General features: G+C 62.0%; 14 protein-coding genes. 3 read left to right on the plus strand and 11 right to left on the minus strand.

Translation table 11 applies throughout. From position 1 onward, the window contains the following. Nucleotides 1-4: 4 nt before the first annotated feature. A complete protein-coding gene (locus ACVI1L_RS06310) occupies nt 5-1,381 on the minus strand; it encodes an O-antigen ligase family protein (RefSeq protein ID WP_244558772.1) in 1,377 nt (458 codons plus the stop codon). 549 nt (nt 1,382-1,930) lie between these two features. On the opposite strand from ACVI1L_RS06310, the gene ACVI1L_RS06315 reads away from it, so the two are divergent. Then, nucleotides 1,931-3,130 carry a polysaccharide biosynthesis/export family protein gene (locus ACVI1L_RS06315; RefSeq protein WP_092081758.1) on the plus strand — a complete coding sequence of 400 codons (1,200 nt, stop codon included), beginning with the start codon at nt 1,931-1,933 and terminating at the stop codon, nt 3,128-3,130. Next, a complete protein-coding gene (locus ACVI1L_RS06320; RefSeq protein ID WP_456782532.1) occupies nt 3,127-4,404 on the plus strand; it encodes an acyltransferase family protein in 1,278 nt (425 codons plus the stop codon). The genes ACVI1L_RS06315 and ACVI1L_RS06320 overlap by 4 nt, the downstream gene beginning before the upstream one ends. Here ACVI1L_RS06320 and ACVI1L_RS06325 read toward each other — a convergent pair. Further along, nucleotides 4,340-5,635: a glycosyltransferase family 4 protein gene (locus ACVI1L_RS06325; protein ID WP_057017389.1), complete on the minus strand. Its 1,296-nt coding sequence runs from the start codon at nt 5,633-5,635 to the stop codon at nt 4,340-4,342. The genes ACVI1L_RS06320 and ACVI1L_RS06325 overlap by 65 nt on opposite strands. Before the next feature lie 270 nt (nt 5,636-5,905). Between ACVI1L_RS06325 and asnB the strand changes: the two genes are divergently transcribed. Then, nucleotides 5,906-7,846, plus strand: coding sequence for an asparagine synthase (glutamine-hydrolyzing) (asnB, locus tag ACVI1L_RS06330; protein WP_057017388.1), 1,941 nt, complete (start codon nt 5,906-5,908; stop codon nt 7,844-7,846). A gap of 13 nt (nt 7,847-7,859) precedes the next feature. Here asnB and ACVI1L_RS06335 read toward each other — a convergent pair whose 3' ends face one another. The 9 genes from ACVI1L_RS06335 to ACVI1L_RS06375 all read right to left on the minus strand — a co-directional run bounded on the left by ACVI1L_RS06335 (nt 7,860) and on the right by ACVI1L_RS06375 (nt 16,494). After that, a complete protein-coding gene (locus ACVI1L_RS06335) occupies nt 7,860-8,138 on the minus strand; it encodes a hypothetical protein (protein WP_456782533.1) in 279 nt (92 codons plus the stop codon). Then, entirely contained in the window at nt 8,135-8,353 is a 219-nt protein-coding gene (locus ACVI1L_RS06340) for a hypothetical protein (RefSeq protein ID WP_076826890.1), read from the minus strand. Before ACVI1L_RS06340 ends, ACVI1L_RS06335 begins: the two co-directional genes overlap by 4 nt. 422 nt (nt 8,354-8,775) lie before the next feature. After that, complete coding sequence (locus tag ACVI1L_RS06345; protein WP_244558771.1) at nt 8,776-10,146, minus strand: NADH:flavin oxidoreductase/NADH oxidase; 1,371 nt, start codon at nt 10,144-10,146, stop codon at nt 8,776-8,778. After that, nucleotides 10,028-11,035: a LacI family DNA-binding transcriptional regulator gene (locus tag ACVI1L_RS06350; protein WP_233475241.1), complete on the minus strand. Its 1,008-nt coding sequence runs from the start codon at nt 11,033-11,035 to the stop codon at nt 10,028-10,030. Before ACVI1L_RS06350 ends, ACVI1L_RS06345 begins: the two co-directional genes overlap by 119 nt. Before the next feature lie 219 nt (nt 11,036-11,254). After that, nucleotides 11,255-12,142 carry an MBL fold metallo-hydrolase gene (locus ACVI1L_RS06355; RefSeq protein WP_057017385.1) on the minus strand — a complete coding sequence of 296 codons (888 nt, stop codon included), beginning with the start codon at nt 12,140-12,142 and terminating at the stop codon, nt 11,255-11,257. Further along, nucleotides 12,139-12,951, minus strand: a complete 813-nt coding sequence (locus ACVI1L_RS06360; protein ID WP_253638761.1) for an aspartate/glutamate racemase family protein — start codon at nt 12,949-12,951, stop codon at nt 12,139-12,141. The genes ACVI1L_RS06355 and ACVI1L_RS06360 overlap by 4 nt, the downstream gene beginning before the upstream one ends. 8 nt (nt 12,952-12,959) lie before the next feature. Further along, nucleotides 12,960-14,333, minus strand: a complete 1,374-nt coding sequence (locus ACVI1L_RS06365) for an MmgE/PrpD family protein (protein ID WP_229188879.1) — start codon at nt 14,331-14,333, stop codon at nt 12,960-12,962. A gap of 11 nt (nt 14,334-14,344) precedes the next feature. Further along, nucleotides 14,345-15,547 carry an acyl-CoA dehydrogenase family protein gene (locus ACVI1L_RS06370; protein ID WP_057017383.1) on the minus strand — a complete coding sequence of 401 codons (1,203 nt, stop codon included), beginning with the start codon at nt 15,545-15,547 and terminating at the stop codon, nt 14,345-14,347. Nucleotides 15,548-15,558: 11 nt separating this feature from the next. After that, nucleotides 15,559-16,494, minus strand: coding sequence for a hydroxymethylglutaryl-CoA lyase (locus ACVI1L_RS06375; protein ID WP_456782534.1), 936 nt, complete (start codon nt 16,492-16,494; stop codon nt 15,559-15,561). Nucleotide 16,495 lies beyond the last annotated feature (1 nt).

Genomic DNA, 16,495 nt, shown 5'->3' on the forward strand with positions numbered 1-16,495 from the left:
CCTGCTAGCGTGACCTCACGACGTTGACGGCAGTGGACGGCGGCCTGAACCGCGATCCGTGGGTGCGCCGCATTGCTGGACGCCTGGCTATCCGCAAGCTGGCCGCGGGACGCGCCTGCCCCCAATATCTGGCAGCTTCAACCGCGGCTATAACGAACACGACCCACAGCATTTCGAAGCCGCGCATCCATGTGCTCTCGAGACCGTTGGTAATGGCAACGTAGAGAACGATCGACAGCAGGATCCATGCCCGCGAAAGATCAAAACGCGCCAGGCGACCAATGCCGTGTATCGTCGCAAGGATGAACGCGACAAGCAGGAAAAATCCCGCATAGCCAAGTTCGAGCAACGTGTCTTCATACCCATTGTGGGCGTTGGGCATCTCCTTGACCCAGCCCGGCGCTTCCACGATGCTCGGCGCGTCGGGTCCAACCAGCCAGAACGACTGATAACCCCAGCCCAGCAGCGGCTTCTTTGCGATTTGCATATTTGCAAAATCCCAAATGATGGTACGGCCTGTGAAAGTCGAATCGCCGTACAGCATGTACGATACGCGATTCATGCTGAAGCCGGTGACGAACGAAAAAACCATCCAGCAAATCGGTATCGATACGACAATCACCCACACCGGAACGCGGATAGCCCTGGAAAGCTTGAGCAAGGCCCAGGCGAACGCAGGGACAAGCACCGCAAGAGCAAGCGCCGTCTTTGAATTGCTCAGCAGCAGCAGCGCAACAGACATCAGCGCGGTAACGATGCCGAGAATCCGTCGCCGTCCGGGATGAAGCAGTTCATGGAGCGCAAGCAGGAATGCAACGGCAGCGCATTCGCCTAGATAGTTCTTGCCCGAGAAATAGCCGGGGTAGCCCCACGTGGCGAACTTCACGTCGATCGGCGGCCTGCCCATGACGAACAGCATGTTGAGCACGGCAGCGATAAAGAAGCACCAGAACAAGCCGCGCAGCAGGTCGGTCGATCGAGTTGCAACGATCGCCGGGAGCGCGATCGAGGCAATGATCATGGCCTGCTGCGCAAACCTGATCCCCGAAGCCTCCGGCTTGAATGCCCAGGCAACGCTCGCCCCCGCCAGCGCAAGATAGGCAAACAGTATGATCAGGATCGGCGGAAAGCGGAGTCGCGACCGATTGCGCAGCGCAACGACGAGCGCGACTGCGGACAGGATCGGCCAAAAGATTTTGCTCTCTGGTCGAGCTTCCAAAAGACAAGCCGAGTCCGTCGGACTACAGGTCACGAGGATCAGGGGAAAAGCAATCGTGGCGTAGACACAAGCCAGCAGCGGGATGATTGCGTATCTATCGATTACCCGATCGGACGGGGCCGCCAAGCCTGGTCGCTGAGAACGCAATACGGCTTCGTGCATGCTCGGTGCCCGTCAACTCCAGTCGCCAAGGCAGCACGCTGATCGTTAATCGCCTGCCTTGCCCGATCGTGGGGCCACGCAGCGATACGATCAGCCTCTCAATGGCGCTGGCGCCAACACGTACTCAGACACGGCTCCGAACACCAACGATTAATCAATCTTTCCTGAATTTTTATAGTGAACGCTTCGTTAACGCTTGTCCCCTAGCGTGGCGCACAGGGCGGGCTGTTTCGCCTGGTCGATTGATATTCCGGGAAATTGTGGATGCCGCGTAAGCACATGTTTACTCGCGCAAATTTCTTCCGAGCCTGTGTCCGGCGGTGCGGCGGTCGATGCCGGACGGCGACGACCGCAAGCGGCGCGCAAGCAAGCGCGAAGAAGAGACCGGCGTTTACCAAGACTCCGTTCGTTAATCTTCGTTAACCAGGGTCCAATGTCGTGCCGAGAAGTGCAGGCAAGAGTAGTCAACGAACGCTGCGCCTGACCACTCGCGAAGTGACGCCGGCGCATTCGGCTGGCAATTCCTCGCGTCTCGGTGGTGGCCGCCTATTGGGCGCCCTGGCCATCACAGCGACAATCGCGCTCGCTGGCTGCTCGACCATGCCGACCTCGGGACCGGCAAGCTCGTATGTCCGCGCGGGGCAGACCGACCCTGAAAGCGTGCACTATGCTCTGGTGCGCCTGACGGCTGACACCGAGAGGGTCCTGGTGCGCAACTCCAGGCGGATCGACCGCGTTTTCACGGATCGCCGCGGTCCGCCCGAGATTCGTTTTGGCATCGGCGACACGGTCAGCGTGACGCTGTTCGAATCGATGGCCGGTGGCCTGTTTACTCCAACCGAAGCCGGCACACGTCAGGGAAATTACGTCACGTTGCCCAATCAGGCCGTGAACTACAAAGGCAACATCACGGTTCCGTATGGTGGCTCGATCCGCGCTGCGGGCCGGACGCCGGAGGAAGTCCAGAATGCGATCGTGAAGTCCCTGCAGGACCGTGCGATCGAACCACAGGCAGTGGTTGCGCTGGTGGATCAGAAGGCAACGTCCATCAGCGTATTGGGCGAGGTCGGAACGCCTGCACGCTTGCCCGCAAGCGCCAGCGGCGAGCGGCTGCTCGACATCATCACACGCGCGGGCGGCCCCAAGAATCCCGGCTTCGATACCTGGGTGACCCTCGAACGCGACGGCCGGCAGGGTACCGCACCGTTCGGATCGCTGCTCAGCCAACCGGCAAACAACATCTTCGTTCGCCCCCAAGATACGGTCTACGTATTCACGCAGCCGCAAACCTTCCTCGCGATGGGCGCTTCCGGGCAACAGGGGCAGTTCTCGTTTGGAGCCTGGCGCCTGACACTGGCCGAGGCCATGGCGAAAGCGGGCGGCCTCAAGGATGATCACGCCGACCCTGGGTCCGTGTTTATTTACCGCGGGGAGCCACGCGAAGTTGCCAAGCAGCTCGGCGTCGACTGCACTCGCTATAGCGGACCCCTTGTCCCCGTTATCTATATTCTCGATTTGAGAGATCCCGGCGGCTACTTCATCGCGACAGAATTCGAGATGCGGAATAAAGATGTCATCTTCGCATCCAATGCAACATCTGTCGAAGCGACAAAGTTCATGACTTACCTTCGGTTGATTATCGGCACAGTGAGCGATCCAATCGTCGCCGGGATCGACGCCTACACGCTGAAGGGACTCGCCAACGGCAGCATCTCCGGCGCGACAACCATCGTTACGTCGTCCCGATGACAGCAATTGGCCTGGCAGAATCGGCTCGCGCGGCAGGTATGCTGCCGGCAACCGAATCCGCCGAGGCAACAGTCCGCGACCGGTGGCCCCGCCCTCACGGACACATTCCTGCGCTCGACGGCGTGCGGGGACTTGCCATCGCAATGGTGATGCTACTGCACTTCGTCGGCAATACGTTGCCGACCAACGCTGTCGAGAAAATCGTCGTCGGAATCACCAACTACGGCTCCTATGGCGTCGAGTTGTTCTTCGTCCTGTCCGGCTTTCTCATCACCGGCATCCTCTATGATTCAAGGGAGGAGCCGAACTTCTTTCGCAATTTCTATATACGGCGCGCGCTGCGCATTTTTCCGCTCTATTATGGCGTGCTTGCGCTTGTCTTCTTCGTCGCTCCGCTTTTGAGCCCGCTGCGTGGTCCGACCCTCGACTATCTGATAGACCGTCAGGCTTGGGCCTGGCTGTACGGAGTCAACGTCTACATCGCATGGAACGGTGACTGGTCATTCTCATATCTGGAGCATCTCTGGTCGCTTTGCATCGAAGAACATTTCTATTTCTTCTGGCCGCTCGTCGTATATCTGGTCGCGAAGCAACCGAGAAAGTTGATTGCGGTCAGCCTCGGCCTATCGGTCGCTGCGATGCTCGCTCGCCTGGGCGGCTCCTTGGCCGGACTTAGCTGGTGGACAACCTACGTGTTGACACCGTTTCGCCTGGACGGTCTGGCCCTTGGCGCCTTCCTCGCCGTGGTGGTCCGACAACCGGGCGGACTTCAGCGACTTGTAGGCGTCCTTCCATACGTTGCGTCCACTGCATTTGGCTTGCTGTCCCTGACTTTCATCTGGACGCGCCTGGTGACCGACCAAGGTAACGCTTTCGTACTTCCGGTTCGGTCTTCCATCATCACCGTGCTGTTGGCTTGTCTCCTCATCTGGGTGCTTGTTGCGCCAAAGCGTTCCTTGGTATCGCGCCTTTTCTGCAGCCGACCGCTGATGTTTCTCGGGACCTATAGCTACGGCCTGTACGTCTACCATCACTTTATATCGTACTATCTCGTGACTCACCGAACCGAACTGGCACTCGGCGAATGGCTCGGCTCTCACAGCGCAGCCGTGGCAATACAGGCGACAGCGGGAGCACTCGTCTCGCTGCTGATCGCTTATCTGAGCTATGAATTCGTCGAAAAGCGTTTCCTGGACCTGAAGCGGTTCTTCAACGCTCGGCGCGCCGTTGCTGCTGGCGAAACGTTGGCGCCTTCCCATCCGTACCGCAACTGATGGCGAGCCTCGTACGGTAAAAGCCCTCGAGAGCGCGAGCTGCTGAACTCCAGGCATACTTGCTTTCGGCCAAATGCCTCGCGGAACGTCCGAGATCCGCAGCGCGATCGGCATAGCCCAGTAAGCCGCTGACACGGGCGGCAAAGCTCTCGACATCGTCCGCGATCATGATGTCACGATCCGGCATGGCCTCGATCCCCTCGGCGCCCAGGGTTGTCGAGACGATTGCCTTGCCCATCGCCATAGCCTCGACAATCTTGAGCCGTGTCCCGCCTCCCAATCGCAGAGGGACGACGACGACCGCCGCCTCGGCAAGATGCGGCCTCAGATCCGGCACGAAGCCGGTGAACTCGATTCGCGGACCCGCCAGCGCCAACAAGGCGGAGGGCGGCGACCCGCCAATGATCTTGCAACGCGCATCCGGATGGCTGGCCGCGATGCGCGGCCATATATCATTGATGAAGTGGATGACACCGTCGACATTCGGTGCATATGACAAAAGGCCAAAGAACACGACAGTGCGCCCGTCGGGCTTCGGATCGTCGGCACGCGGGCGATAGAACTCGATATCCGCGGCATTGGGAATGACAGTAGTCCTGGCTTCCGGCACTTCTTCAAGCAGCCGTCGTTCGTCAGCAGCGCTGCACAGATAGACGCCATCCGCGTCACGATAGGTCCCGAGCTCCTCCTTCCGAAGCTTGCGCCAATTGACTTCGGAATAAAGGCGACGAAACAAGCTGTCGCCGCTTTGGGCGTACTGTCGGGCAAGGTCGTAGTCGATATTGTGAGAATCCACGACCAATACCGGAAGCTTCTCTCCTGCCGGCGCCTTGCGCAGTTCGTAGTGACCAAGGAACGTGAACTCGAGATTAACCACGTCGAAGCGCGTCGACCCAAGCAAGTCATCCAGCGTCTGACGCACGACGTCAGCCGTGATTCGCAAACGCTCGAAGCTGAGGGGCGATACCAGGGAGCGGAGTTGAAGCAGGCGCTTCGGCATCCCATCGCGACCGAACGGGTTACGCACGAGTACCACCTTGCGGCAGTAGGCCTGCATGGCAGTTCGGCATTCCTCGATGTCGTGCTCGTCATCCACGAGCATGACTGCCGTCAGGTCATGGCGCTGAGCCAATTCCGTCATCAAACCGTGCATACGTGCCTGCGCGCCGATCCGCGGCGGGCTCGCAGGCATTTGTGACACGAAGAGAATATTTAGGCGGTCTGAGTGCATCGATCCAAACCTGCCTGCCGACGTCGACAGGTACTGAGATGCTCGCTGAGGCCCACATTCACATAGCTCGGCTTACTCAATGCTTAAGCCGAAGCCTTGCGTTAATAGTTGCCTCGTTCCTCTTAACGAAACAATGATAGAAAGGCGGCGTGTCCATTTATCCGCTTGGATTTTCGACGTAAAAGCATTGCCGAAGCAGTCTTGGTAGGTTCTCCGCAACGTTACCTCGTGCGGGCCAGCTCAAGCTCAAGCCGCGAAGGCGACGATTGAATGTGCGGTATCTCGGGTATCATCGGCCGGCTTGACGAAAACAACCGGGCCGCGCTCGCTCGGATGAGCAAGGCCATGATCCATCGCGGGCCGGACGGCCATGGCTCGTGGGCTTCGACGCCGGATGCCCGCGGCTGGGGTGTCATGCTCGATCACCGCCGCCTCTCGATCCTCGATCTGTCATCCGCCGGCGCCCAACCGATGGTGGACGATACAACCGGGCACGTGATTTCGTTCAACGGCGAAATCTACAACTATGTCGCCCTGCGCAAACGCCTCGAGAGCGAAGGGCAGTCTTTTCGGTCCAGCGGCGACACCGCCGTCATGCTGCGGGCACTCGGGCTGCATGGCCTGGAGGCAGTCGGATGGCTGCGCGGCATGTTCGCATTCGCAAGCTGGGATCCGCAACAGCGACGACTTCTGCTTGCGCGCGACCAGCTCGGCATCAAGCCGCTCTATATCGCGCAGTCCAGCAATCCGAACACGACGTGGTCGCTGATATTTGCATCCGAATTGCGTGCATTGCTGGCCTCAGGCTTGCTCGGAACGCCGCGTCTTGATCCGCAGGCGGTTGCGAGCAACGTATGGAACGGGTTTGTTGTCGGCCCCTGCACCGCCGTTCAGGGTGTTGAACTTCTTGCGCCGGGTCACTACGCTGAGTTTGACGGGACAGGCCGCAAAATAAGCGAGCACGATTTCTGGCGCATTCCCGGAGAGGCGCCAAAACCGACAATGGACGAAGCGGCGCTTGCCTCGATCCTCGACGAAGGGATGAAGCTTCACCTCGCCAGTGATGTGCCGCTCGCGGTTTTCCTGTCGGGCGGCATCGATTCCTCCGCGATGGCAAATCTCGCGCAACTGACCGCTGACGCCCCGGTTCATACTTTCACGCTCGCGTTCGAGGACCAGCAGTTCAACGAAGCGCCGTTCGCAAGGCAGACCGCTGCGGCAATCGGCACTCAGCATCATGAAGTAGTGTTGTCCGAGCAGCGGTTCGTCGACAGTCTGGACGACGCCCTCGATAGTCTCGACCAGCCAACCTTCGATGGACTGAACGCCTATTTCATCTCCCGGGCCATTCGCGAAGCAGGCTTTACCGTCGCGCTGTCAGGAACCGGGGGTGACGAGCTGTTCGGCGGGTATCCGACGTACCGCGATCTTCCGATCTTGCAGCAGTGGTGTCATCGGGGCCGCGCATTTCCCAGAAAATGGCAAGCCAAGGCTGCAGCTTTGTTGACTTGGCCCCTGCGACGATCCTCGCATCCCGTGCCGCCTCAAACGCGCTGGGCGAAGCTTCCGGATATGGTCGATCGTAGCGAGGATCTTTTGGCGTTATACCAGATGGCCTACGCGCTCTTCCTGCCTGGATTTCAGGGTGAATTGCTTGCACCGGATTTCGCGGGCTCGCTCATGGAAGGCCTTCCCGACGCGATGCGCCGGCGGCTGACGGCCGAAACGGCCGGCCGCACCCCTGTTTCCGCTATTAGCGTGATGGAACAACGTCTCTTTTTGGGTGAACGCCTCCTACGCGACAATGATGCAGCAAGCATGGCCAGCTCGCTCGAGCAGCGCGTTCCGCTGGTCGACCACGTATTGTTTGAAAGCGTCGACGCCCTGTCGGACCAAGCGCGATATCAGCCCTTGGGGCGCAAAGATATGCTTCGGCGGATCGGATTGCGCGGTCTCGATCCTGCGCTCTTCGAGCGCCCAAAGACTGGCTTCGTCATGCCCTTTGACCGGTGGATTCGCCGCGGATTGAAGGACGCCATGGATCGAACCATGCGCGATCCGCAGGCGATCGCGCCTACCGGCCTGAATCCCGACGCGGTTGAGCGACTTTGGCGAGCCTTTCTCGACGGAGCGCCCGGCATGTACTGGTCGCGGGTTTGGTCCATCTACACGTTTGTCCGTTGGTGCCATCGCAACGGCGTTTACGCATGAACAGCGAGTGCCTTCACCGGCTGTATCGCCGCTCACTCTGACCATTCGTCCAATCGATAACGTCGAACTCGAGCCCTCGCTTCAACATCTCCGCCTCAAGATCGCGGGCATGCCGCTTCCATTCGGCCGTCGATCGGACTCGGAATTTGGGATCTTTGCCGCTTGCCTCGAATTCATCGTCGGCCTCGAGCGCGCCGCGGATAGCTTCGTATATCATCCTCAGACTGGGATCGGTGATGGCACTGCAGGCCATTGGTTTCAGTGTCTCGATCTCGTCGAAGGTTTTGCTCATGGCAATGATCGATCCTCATCTACGCGCGCTAGCGCGCCTTCGATGACCTCGATCTCCTCGCGGAGGATATCGCTCACGATCGACGGCTTGAACCCTGGAATGGTGTGCATCTGAACATCATCCAGCAATTGCTGTCGATGGTGCCTCAGCTTTTCCAGGGCTTGGCGATCCTTCAACGAAACGTAGCCGGCAACAATCTGCTCGATGGCTTTCATCGGAAATGCGCTCTACAATAAGAATAACGTACTGCAATCTCTCGATTAAAATGGCCAAATCGCTTCCTGACAAGACCCCCACCTTTGTGCTCGTGCGGCAGCGTTAACGCTCAGTCCGTAAAAACCCGGACCTTCCACGAAATGATTCCGCCGCTTGTCGGAATCCGGCTGAAAGCGAAGGAGCCGGTTCGATTGTCATTGTCGAGTTACTTCCACGCAACACGATGGGGAGGGTGCAGAAGAACCTGTTGTGCGACCGCTTCGCCGATATCTACTCGGCGCAGGTTCAGCAGCGAACCTGAAACGCGCTGCTGGACCCGCGCTGCGATACCCGTCGCGCGGCACCGCGGATCCTCAAAGATAGCAGCGATGCCGTGGACGGCGTTCCGTTCACCGGCTGCGAGCGATGTGTGTGACGCCGGTCAGGAGTGACGCGTAACGACACCCGTCGGCGTGGCAAAGCCCTGGAGAGTCTTGATCCGCTTCTCGAGCCACCAGCCGAACTCGGGCGACCAATCTTCGAAACGGCTGTTGATGCCGAGATCGTGCGCCCAGTGGTGGGCGATGTTGGGATTGAACTGCGATTGCCGCCCGACGGCAATGAGGTCGGCTTGGCCTTTCTGAAGGATGGCCTCGGCCTGCTGCGCCTCGAGAATGATGCCGACGGCCATGGTGGTGACATCCGCCTCCTTGCGCACGCGCTCGGCGAAAGGAACCTGGAAGCCGAGGCTGCGCGGCACTTGCGCTGCCGTAGCCGCGCCGGAGATTCCGCCGGAGGAACAGTCGACGACGTCGACGCCGCGCGCCTTCAGCTCGCGCGCGAAGGCGACCGTATCATCCATGTTCCAGCCCTCGACAGTGCCGTCGACGGACGAGACGCGCACGAACAGCGGCATGTCCGCCGGCATTTCGCGGCGCACCGCCTCGACGATCTCGAGCGGCAGACGCATGCGCCCGGCGCGGTCGCCGCCATACTCGTCATTACGTGTGTTGGAGACCGGCGACAGGAACGAGGCCAGCAGATAGCCGTGCGCGGTGTGGATCTCGATGGTGTCGAAGCCGGCGGCAACCGCCCGCCTTGCAGCGGCTGCCCAGGTGCCGACCATGGCCTTGCACTCGGCGGTGGTCAATTGCCGTGGTGTCAGCCAGCCCTTGGCGACCGGTTCGGCGGTCGGGCCTACCGGTTGCCAGATCCTGGCGCCGGCTTTCAGATTCTCTTCGGTCAGCGGCCCCATGCCTTGCATGGCGGACTGTGCCGACGACTTGCGGCCGCCATGGCCGATCTGAATGCCGATCGCCGTCCCCTGACGCTTCATGAAGGCGACCAGCGGCTTGAAGCTCTCGGCCTGCTCGTCATTCCAGATGCCGAGATCGTTTTCGTTGGTGAGTCCGACTTCCTCCACCGCCGTCACTTCGACGAAGACGAGCCCAAATCCACCGAGCGCATAGCGACCAAGGTGTACGAGATGAAACGCTCCGCAGGTATTTCCCGGTTCGCAGCTGTAATGGACCATCGGCGGCACGACGAGGCGGTTCTTCAGCGTAAGGCCTCGAATCGTGAGTGGCTTGAACAGCATCGGCCGCTCGTCTTCTTTGCCGTTGATCATTTCACCACTCATGGAACTGTCTCCTTGCATGCTATGGCCGTCCGTTCGTGCCATGGACGGCAAGTCTTCAGGTACGTCTTGGGGGCCCCAGCGACGCGCGCGGGATGAACTCGTTGGGCACGAGCACGCGCCGCGGCTCGTGCGGACCGTCGTTTCGGATGCGATCGAGCAGCATGCCAGCCGCAATTCGGCCGACCTCCGCCTGATCCCAGCCGATGATGGCGACGGCCGGCGAGACGAGCTCGGCGAGCTCGGAATGGCCTGACGCGATCAGCGACACGTCCTCAGGTATCCGCAGGCCTCGCCCGCGCACCGCGCGCAGCACGCCAGACAGCATGTCGATGCCGCCGGAAATGATCGCGGTCGGAGGGTTGCGCTGGCCGAGCAATGCCGAGGTGATACGAAATCCAGCGCCGGGCAGGAAGCTCCCGGCGTGAACGAGCGAGGGATCGGGCTCGAGATTTCGCGCGGCAAAAGCCTCCTGATAGCCGCGAACGCGTTCGCGCGCCGGATAGAGCCCGGCGTCGCCGGTGATCAGCGCCACGCGCCGATGACCAAGATCGAGCAAATGACTGACCGCGACGCGCATCCCTTCGGCGTGATCGGCCATAACGGCATCAGTCCAATCCGGCTGATCACGATCGATCAGCACGATCGGAATATCGAGATCGCGCAGGAAGGCCTCGAACTCACCGGCGATCGGCGTGTACGGCCCCATCATCACGCCGTCGGCCTGCCGCCGCGACAGCCGGCTGAGCAGCTCTCGCTCACGCTCCTTGCGGCCTTCCGAGTTGGATATGAGCAGCGAGAAGCCGACCTCGTCCAGCACGTCGTGCGCGGCTTTGACGAAGCCCGCCAGTTGCGGAATGTTGATCTCACGCAAGATGCAGCCGATCGTGTGGGTCGACCGGATGCGCATGCTCTGCGCCACCGCGTTCGGCGTATAGCCCAGATCATCGATTGCGCGCTGGACCTTCCGGCGGATGTCGGGATGGACGGTGGCATTGGCATTGAGCACCCGCGACACCGTGCCGGTCGAAACGCCCGCTGCGGTCGCCACGTCGCGGATCGTCAATTTGCTTCCGCGACCTGCCGTTTGCTGTTCTGCCATCACCATCACCGGGGCTGAGACCTCAATCCCCTGCACAATACGCGGAAGCCAATTCGGCCGCAGGTGCTATCCGCCGGCCGAAGGCAAATGATTTGTGCATTTCTCCACCGTGATCCAAACGGCCTGGCCTCCCGTCCTTGTTCCGGAACGATCAGATGGCGTCGGCTTCGACGATATTGCGGCTCATACTTCGAACGCCCACTGCTCCGCCACCAGGCTGTATCGGCCTGCCTCGCGCCGCATATGTCCGAACCCGGGGAAATGCAGATGCATGCCGCCGACCAGCATGTCGTCAGTGACCACCATGTCGAACATCATCTGACGAGCGGCCGCGGCCGCCTCGGGGTCGGTGTCGAATTCCATTGTCACTTCCGGACGTGCAACCTGGATCTCCGGCACATGGACCGTGTCTCCCCAAACCACCATTGATTCGCGGCCGCGCGATACGACATAGGCGGCGTGGCCGGGGGTATGACCGTGGATCGGGATCGCCGTGACGCCCGGGAGCACCTCGCCCTTCCGGAATGTCTTGACGCGATCGGCAGCCATATAGGGCTTCAGCTGGGTGCGGCCGGCCTCGAAATAGCGGCGCCGGGGCCGCTCGGCCGCCTTGGCCATCGCCTCGTCGTTGAACCAGTGATTGATCTCGTTCTCATGGACGATGACTTCCGCATTGGGAAACAGCCGCGTTCCGGTTGCGGCATCTGTCAGCCCGTTGGAATGGTCGGGATGGACATGGGTCAGCAGCACCGCGTCGACCGAGGCCGGATCGATGCCGGCGGCAGCGAGATTTGCCGGCAGGCGACCGCAGGTCGGCCCCATCAGATCCGCTGATCCGCAGTCGATCAGGTAGGTCCGGTTGTCCATGCGCACGGCAAAGGCGTTGACCGAGATGCGCGGCGGCGAGGTGCGATGATCGCGCGCCAGAATGGCCTTGGTTTCCTCCTCGGGGATATTGCGAAAGATCGTGTATCCCATGTCGACGTAACCGTCGCTGAGGCCGGTGACCAGCGCGTCGCCAAGCCTGCGGTGATAGACTCCCGCGACTTGCGTTGAGGGTGAAGTGCTCATTGTGCGTCCCCTTGCCAAAATCTTGCAACGATCGCTGCATCGTCGCGCCTGTGGTGCCAGCTCCGGCCCACGCCAAGTTGCGCCTTCGACCAGAGCCTGATCTGCATCAGCGCGTAGGCCCAGGTGACGGCAAACACGTCCATCACAGGAGCACCGGCGATGCGGTGGACGCCGTGACGAACCAAGAGTTCCGCCAGCACGCCTTCCGCCGGAATGATGACGTCAGCGCCGCGCGCCACCAGGCGCTCGGCCGCGGCGGTGAAATTTGCGATGACCGGAGCCGGGTCGGCGTAAGCACGCGCCAGCTGCGGCTCGTCGAGCGGCGGATCCATCGCCGCGACCTCCAGCACACGCGCGGCGAGCTTGTGCTTGTCGACCGCCACCTTCGTCATCCACTGCACCGCCGGCGCATTGGAGATCAACGCCACATAGCTGCCGAGCGAGCAGCCGACCAGAAGACCACTCTCGGTCAGCGAGGCGACGGGAATATCCACCGCGGAGCGGATCTCGCGCAGAAACGGCTCGCTGAACGAGCCGATCACGAAGGCATCATAACCCTGCCGCTCGGCCGCGATCGCATTGTCGATCACCCGGCTGAGAATGCGGTGATAGGCGAATGCATTGCCGAGCACCGCAGTGGCCGAAGCGCCGGCGTATGATCCGGACGGAAGCCCGTGGACGACGACCTCGGCGTCGTCGCCAAGGATTTCCGCCGCATGGGCCTCGAGCGCGCGCTTGTAGACTTCGAGATGATCGAGCTCGTTGACCGACTGGTGCCAGATCCGCGGCGTCGATCTCTTCCCAGGCATTGCCGCGCTCATGCGTCGCCCCGATCGTTGGTCAGGCGCAGCGAACGGATCGACCCGAGGTCCTCGATATTCCAGAGCTGCTCGAACAGTGCTGCGGCCTGGCCTTGCTTGAACACCCGGGTCGCGCAGTCCATGAACTTATCCTGCAGTTCGTCGCGCAAAAGCGGGCGCTGCCAGCTGCCCTTGGCATGAACCACCGGCGCGTGCTCAAGCACTTCGCCCGACGTCAACACGACGCTGACGCGGTCGGCCGGCGCGAACGGCTGGTCGCCCGGCATGATCTCGTCCGTCGTCGTGCAGCGGACCTTGGCGAAGGTAGCGCCGACGTCGGGCCGCGAGACGAACTCATCGGTGAGCTCGGACAGCCCGACACGGCCGGCGATCAGCGCGGCGGTCATCGCGAATTCCATGCTGAACTTGGCCTCGAGACCGGTCTGCGGATTGGTGTTGCGCAACATCAGCCTTTGGGTGACGCCGGTGTGGACCCGAATTTCCTTCACGTCGTCGGGTTTGAGCTTGTGCGCATTCACCAGGCCAATCATCGCGTCGATCGAACGATGGGTCGCATAGCAGGTCGGATAGCGCTTCACATTGATGCCGAGATCGGCCAGCCGCCAGTTGCGGCCTATATCGATCGTCCCGTTTTCGATATCCGGCGTGCCCGATGGCGAATGGGCGCGCAGGAAGCCGGTTTGGTGCTCGAGCACGTCCAGCGATGCGGTAAATCCCTGATCGGCGAGGCGCGCGGCAAGCACGCCGGATTGAGCGGTGCGGCCGGCATGCAGCGATTTGGTCATGGTGCCGAAATTGGCGACCAGTCCGGAGGCGAGCGAGGCGGCGATCGCGATGGCATGCGCGGTCTTCGTGGAGTCGAGATTGCGCAGCCGCGCACAGGCGGCCGCGGTGGCGAGCGCGCCCATCACGGCCGTCGGGTGAAAGCCGCGCTCATGGAGGTGACCGGGCTCCAGCGCAATGACCTGCGCCCAGACTTCGTAGCCCGCGGCATAGGCGGCGAGCGCGTCGGCACCGCTGGAGTCGAGCGACCAGCCTTCGGCCAGGATGGCCGGCACCAGCACCGTGCTCGGATGTCCGGCCAGCGCCACGTCGTCATAGTCGAGCACATGCGCCGCGACGCCGTTGACGAGCGCAGCATCCGGCGCCGCGAGATTGCGGCCCGACGGAACCTCGGGCGCGCCGTCGTTCTGCGTGGACGCGGCCACCATCGCCGACACGATCCGCACCGGCTGCTCGGCGGCGCCAGCGATCATGACGCCGACGCAGTCGATGATGCCGGTCCGCGCCGCCTCGCGGCAGCGGCCGGACAGATCGGACAGCTTGAGGCCGGCTACAAAATTGGCCGTCTGACGCGTGATATCCAGCATGGGTCGTCTCCTCAGTAGGAACGCGGAAGACCGAGCACGTGCTGCGCCACAAAGGCCAGCACCATGTTGGTCGAGATCGGGGCTGTCTGGTAAAGACGGACCTCACGCCACTTGCGCTCGACGTCGTATTCCTGCGCAAAGGCGAAGCCGCCATGGGTCTGGAATGTCGTATCGGCAGCCTTCCAGGTGGCCTCCGACGCCAGCAGCTTGGCGATGTTGGCGTCTGCTCCGCAGGGCTGCCCGGCCTGGAACAGCGCGGCGGCGCGGCGGCACATCATGTCGGCGGCTTCGAGTTCGGCGTAGGCGCGCGCCAGCGGAAACTGGATGCCTTGATTCTGGCCGATCGATCGTCCGAAGACGCGCCGCTCATTGGCATAGGCGACGCCCTTGCCGAGAAGCCAGCGTCCGTCGCCCACACATTCGGAGGCGACCAGGATTCGTTCGGCGTTCATGCCGTCGAGGATGTAGCGAAAGCCCTTGCCTTCCTCCCCGATGAGATTGGCGACCGGCACTTTCAGGTTCTCGATGAACACCTCTGTCGTATTGTGATTGACCATCGCCTTGATCGGGCGGATTTCGACGCCGTTGCCCTTGGCCTCACGCAAGTCGACGAGGAACACCGAAAGTCCGTCGGTGCGCCGCTTCACCTGATCGACCGGACTGGTGCGCGCCAGCAGCAGCATCAGGTCGGAGTGCAGCGCCCGCGACGTCCAGACCTTCTGGCCGTTGACGACATAGACGTCCCCCTGACGCTCGGCGCGGGTCTTGAGCTGGGTGGTATCGGAGCCGGTATTGGGCTCGGTTACGCCAAAGGCCTGCAGCCGCAGCCGTCCCGCCGCGATTTCCGGCAGGTAGGTCCGCTTCTGGGTCTCGTTGCCGTGACGAAGCAACGTACCCATGATGTACATCTGGGCATGCGCGGGACTGGCGCTGCAGCCGTTCGCATTGATCTCTTCGAGGATCACTGCCGCCGCACGCAGCGGCAGGCCCGAACCGCCATATTCCTCCGGGATCAGCGCGCCGAGGAATCCCGCCTCCGTCAACGCCGCGACGAATTCGGTCGGATAGGCGCTTTGATCGTCGAGTTTGCGCCAGTATTCGCCCGGAAAGCCCTTGCAGATCTGCCGCACCGTGTTGCGCAGGTCGGAGAAATCCTCGCCCAACGTGACGGTGACCTCCATGTCGGCGGTTTGGGCGGCGTCGTGATAGTTCATGTCATATCCTTTCAGGCGGCGGCGCTGGCCGACACGCGGAACGTTTTGGGCAGGCCGGCGCGGGCGATCGCGCCGGAGAACCGTTCGCCGGGCAGCCAGCTCTCGACCTCGCGTCGCAAGGCAACCAGCCGCTCGACATCGGCGCCGGTATCGAAACCGAGTTGCTCGAGCAGGAAGACGGTATCCTCGGTGTCGATGTTGCCGGTGGCGCCGGGTGCGAACGGACAGCCGCCGAGTCCGGCGAGGGATGCGTCGAAGGCGCGTACACCCGCATCCAGTGCCGCCGTCACATTGGCGAGACCGAGACCGCGCGTGTCGTGGAAGTGGCAGGCGACCGGCAGTGGACGCACCGCTGCGATCACCGCGCCCATCAGGCGGCGGACCTGACCCGGATCGCCATAGCCGACCGTATCGGCGACGATGATCTCGTCGGCGCCCATCCCGGCGAGTCGCACCGCGATCTCGACCACTCGTGCCTCCGATACCGTCCCCGAGATGGTGCAGCCGAATGCGGTCGCGATGCCCGCACCAAGTTCGATTCGTGCCCCGGGGCGCTGATCGCGCGCCGCGGCGATGCGCGCGAAGTCCTGCAGCGACTCTTCTGTGCTGCGGCGAACATTGGCCTGGTTGTGCTCCTCGCTCGCCGACAGCACGTAGTTGACGATTGGCACACCGAGCGCGAAGGCACGCTCGGCCCCCTTCAGATTCGGAACCAGAACCGAGGGCCGCAAGCCCGGCATTGTCAGCGCGCCGCCGGCCACCTCCTCCGCGTCGGCAAATTGCGGGATCACCTTGGCCGGCACGAATGAGGTCACCTCGATCCCGCGGATTCCGGCCTCCACCGCGCCACGACACCAGGCCAGCTTGCGCGCGCTCGGCAGGATGGTTTTGACCATCTGAATGCCGTCGCGGGGTCCGACCTCGCGAACATGAGCTTTCTCACGCATT

It is taken from the genome of Bradyrhizobium sp. USDA 4516 (assembly GCF_054055915.1).

What these genes read in the sequence shown, in the direction of transcription:
- ACVI1L_RS06310 (WP_244558772.1), bottom strand. Translation starts at nt 1,381, where the DNA reads ATGCACGAAGCCGTATTGCGTTCTCAGCGACCAGGCTTGGCGGCCCCG.
- ACVI1L_RS06320 (WP_456782532.1), top strand. Translation starts at nt 3,127, where the DNA reads ATGACAGCAATTGGCCTGGCAGAATCGGCTCGCGCGGCAGGTATGCTG.
- ACVI1L_RS06325 (WP_057017389.1), bottom strand. Translation starts at nt 5,635, where the DNA reads ATGCACTCAGACCGCCTAAATATTCTCTTCGTGTCACAAATGCCTGCG.
- asnB (WP_057017388.1), top strand. Translation starts at nt 5,906, where the DNA reads ATGTGCGGTATCTCGGGTATCATCGGCCGGCTTGACGAAAACAACCGG.
- ACVI1L_RS06335 (WP_456782533.1), bottom strand. Translation starts at nt 8,138, where the DNA reads ATGAGCAAAACCTTCGACGAGATCGAGACACTGAAACCAATGGCCTGC.
- ACVI1L_RS06340 (WP_076826890.1), bottom strand. Translation starts at nt 8,353, where the DNA reads ATGAAAGCCATCGAGCAGATTGTTGCCGGCTACGTTTCGTTGAAGGAT.
- ACVI1L_RS06355 (WP_057017385.1), bottom strand. Translation starts at nt 12,142, where the DNA reads ATGAGCACTTCACCCTCAACGCAAGTCGCGGGAGTCTATCACCGCAGG.
- ACVI1L_RS06360 (WP_253638761.1), bottom strand. Translation starts at nt 12,951, where the DNA reads ATGCCTGGGAAGAGATCGACGCCGCGGATCTGGCACCAGTCGGTCAAC.
- ACVI1L_RS06365 (WP_229188879.1), bottom strand. Translation starts at nt 14,333, where the DNA reads ATGCTGGATATCACGCGTCAGACGGCCAATTTTGTAGCCGGCCTCAAG.
- ACVI1L_RS06370 (WP_057017383.1), bottom strand. Translation starts at nt 15,547, where the DNA reads ATGAACTATCACGACGCCGCCCAAACCGCCGACATGGAGGTCACCGTC.
- ACVI1L_RS06375 (WP_456782534.1), bottom strand. Translation starts at nt 16,494, where the DNA reads ATGCGTGAGAAAGCTCATGTTCGCGAGGTCGGACCCCGCGACGGCATT.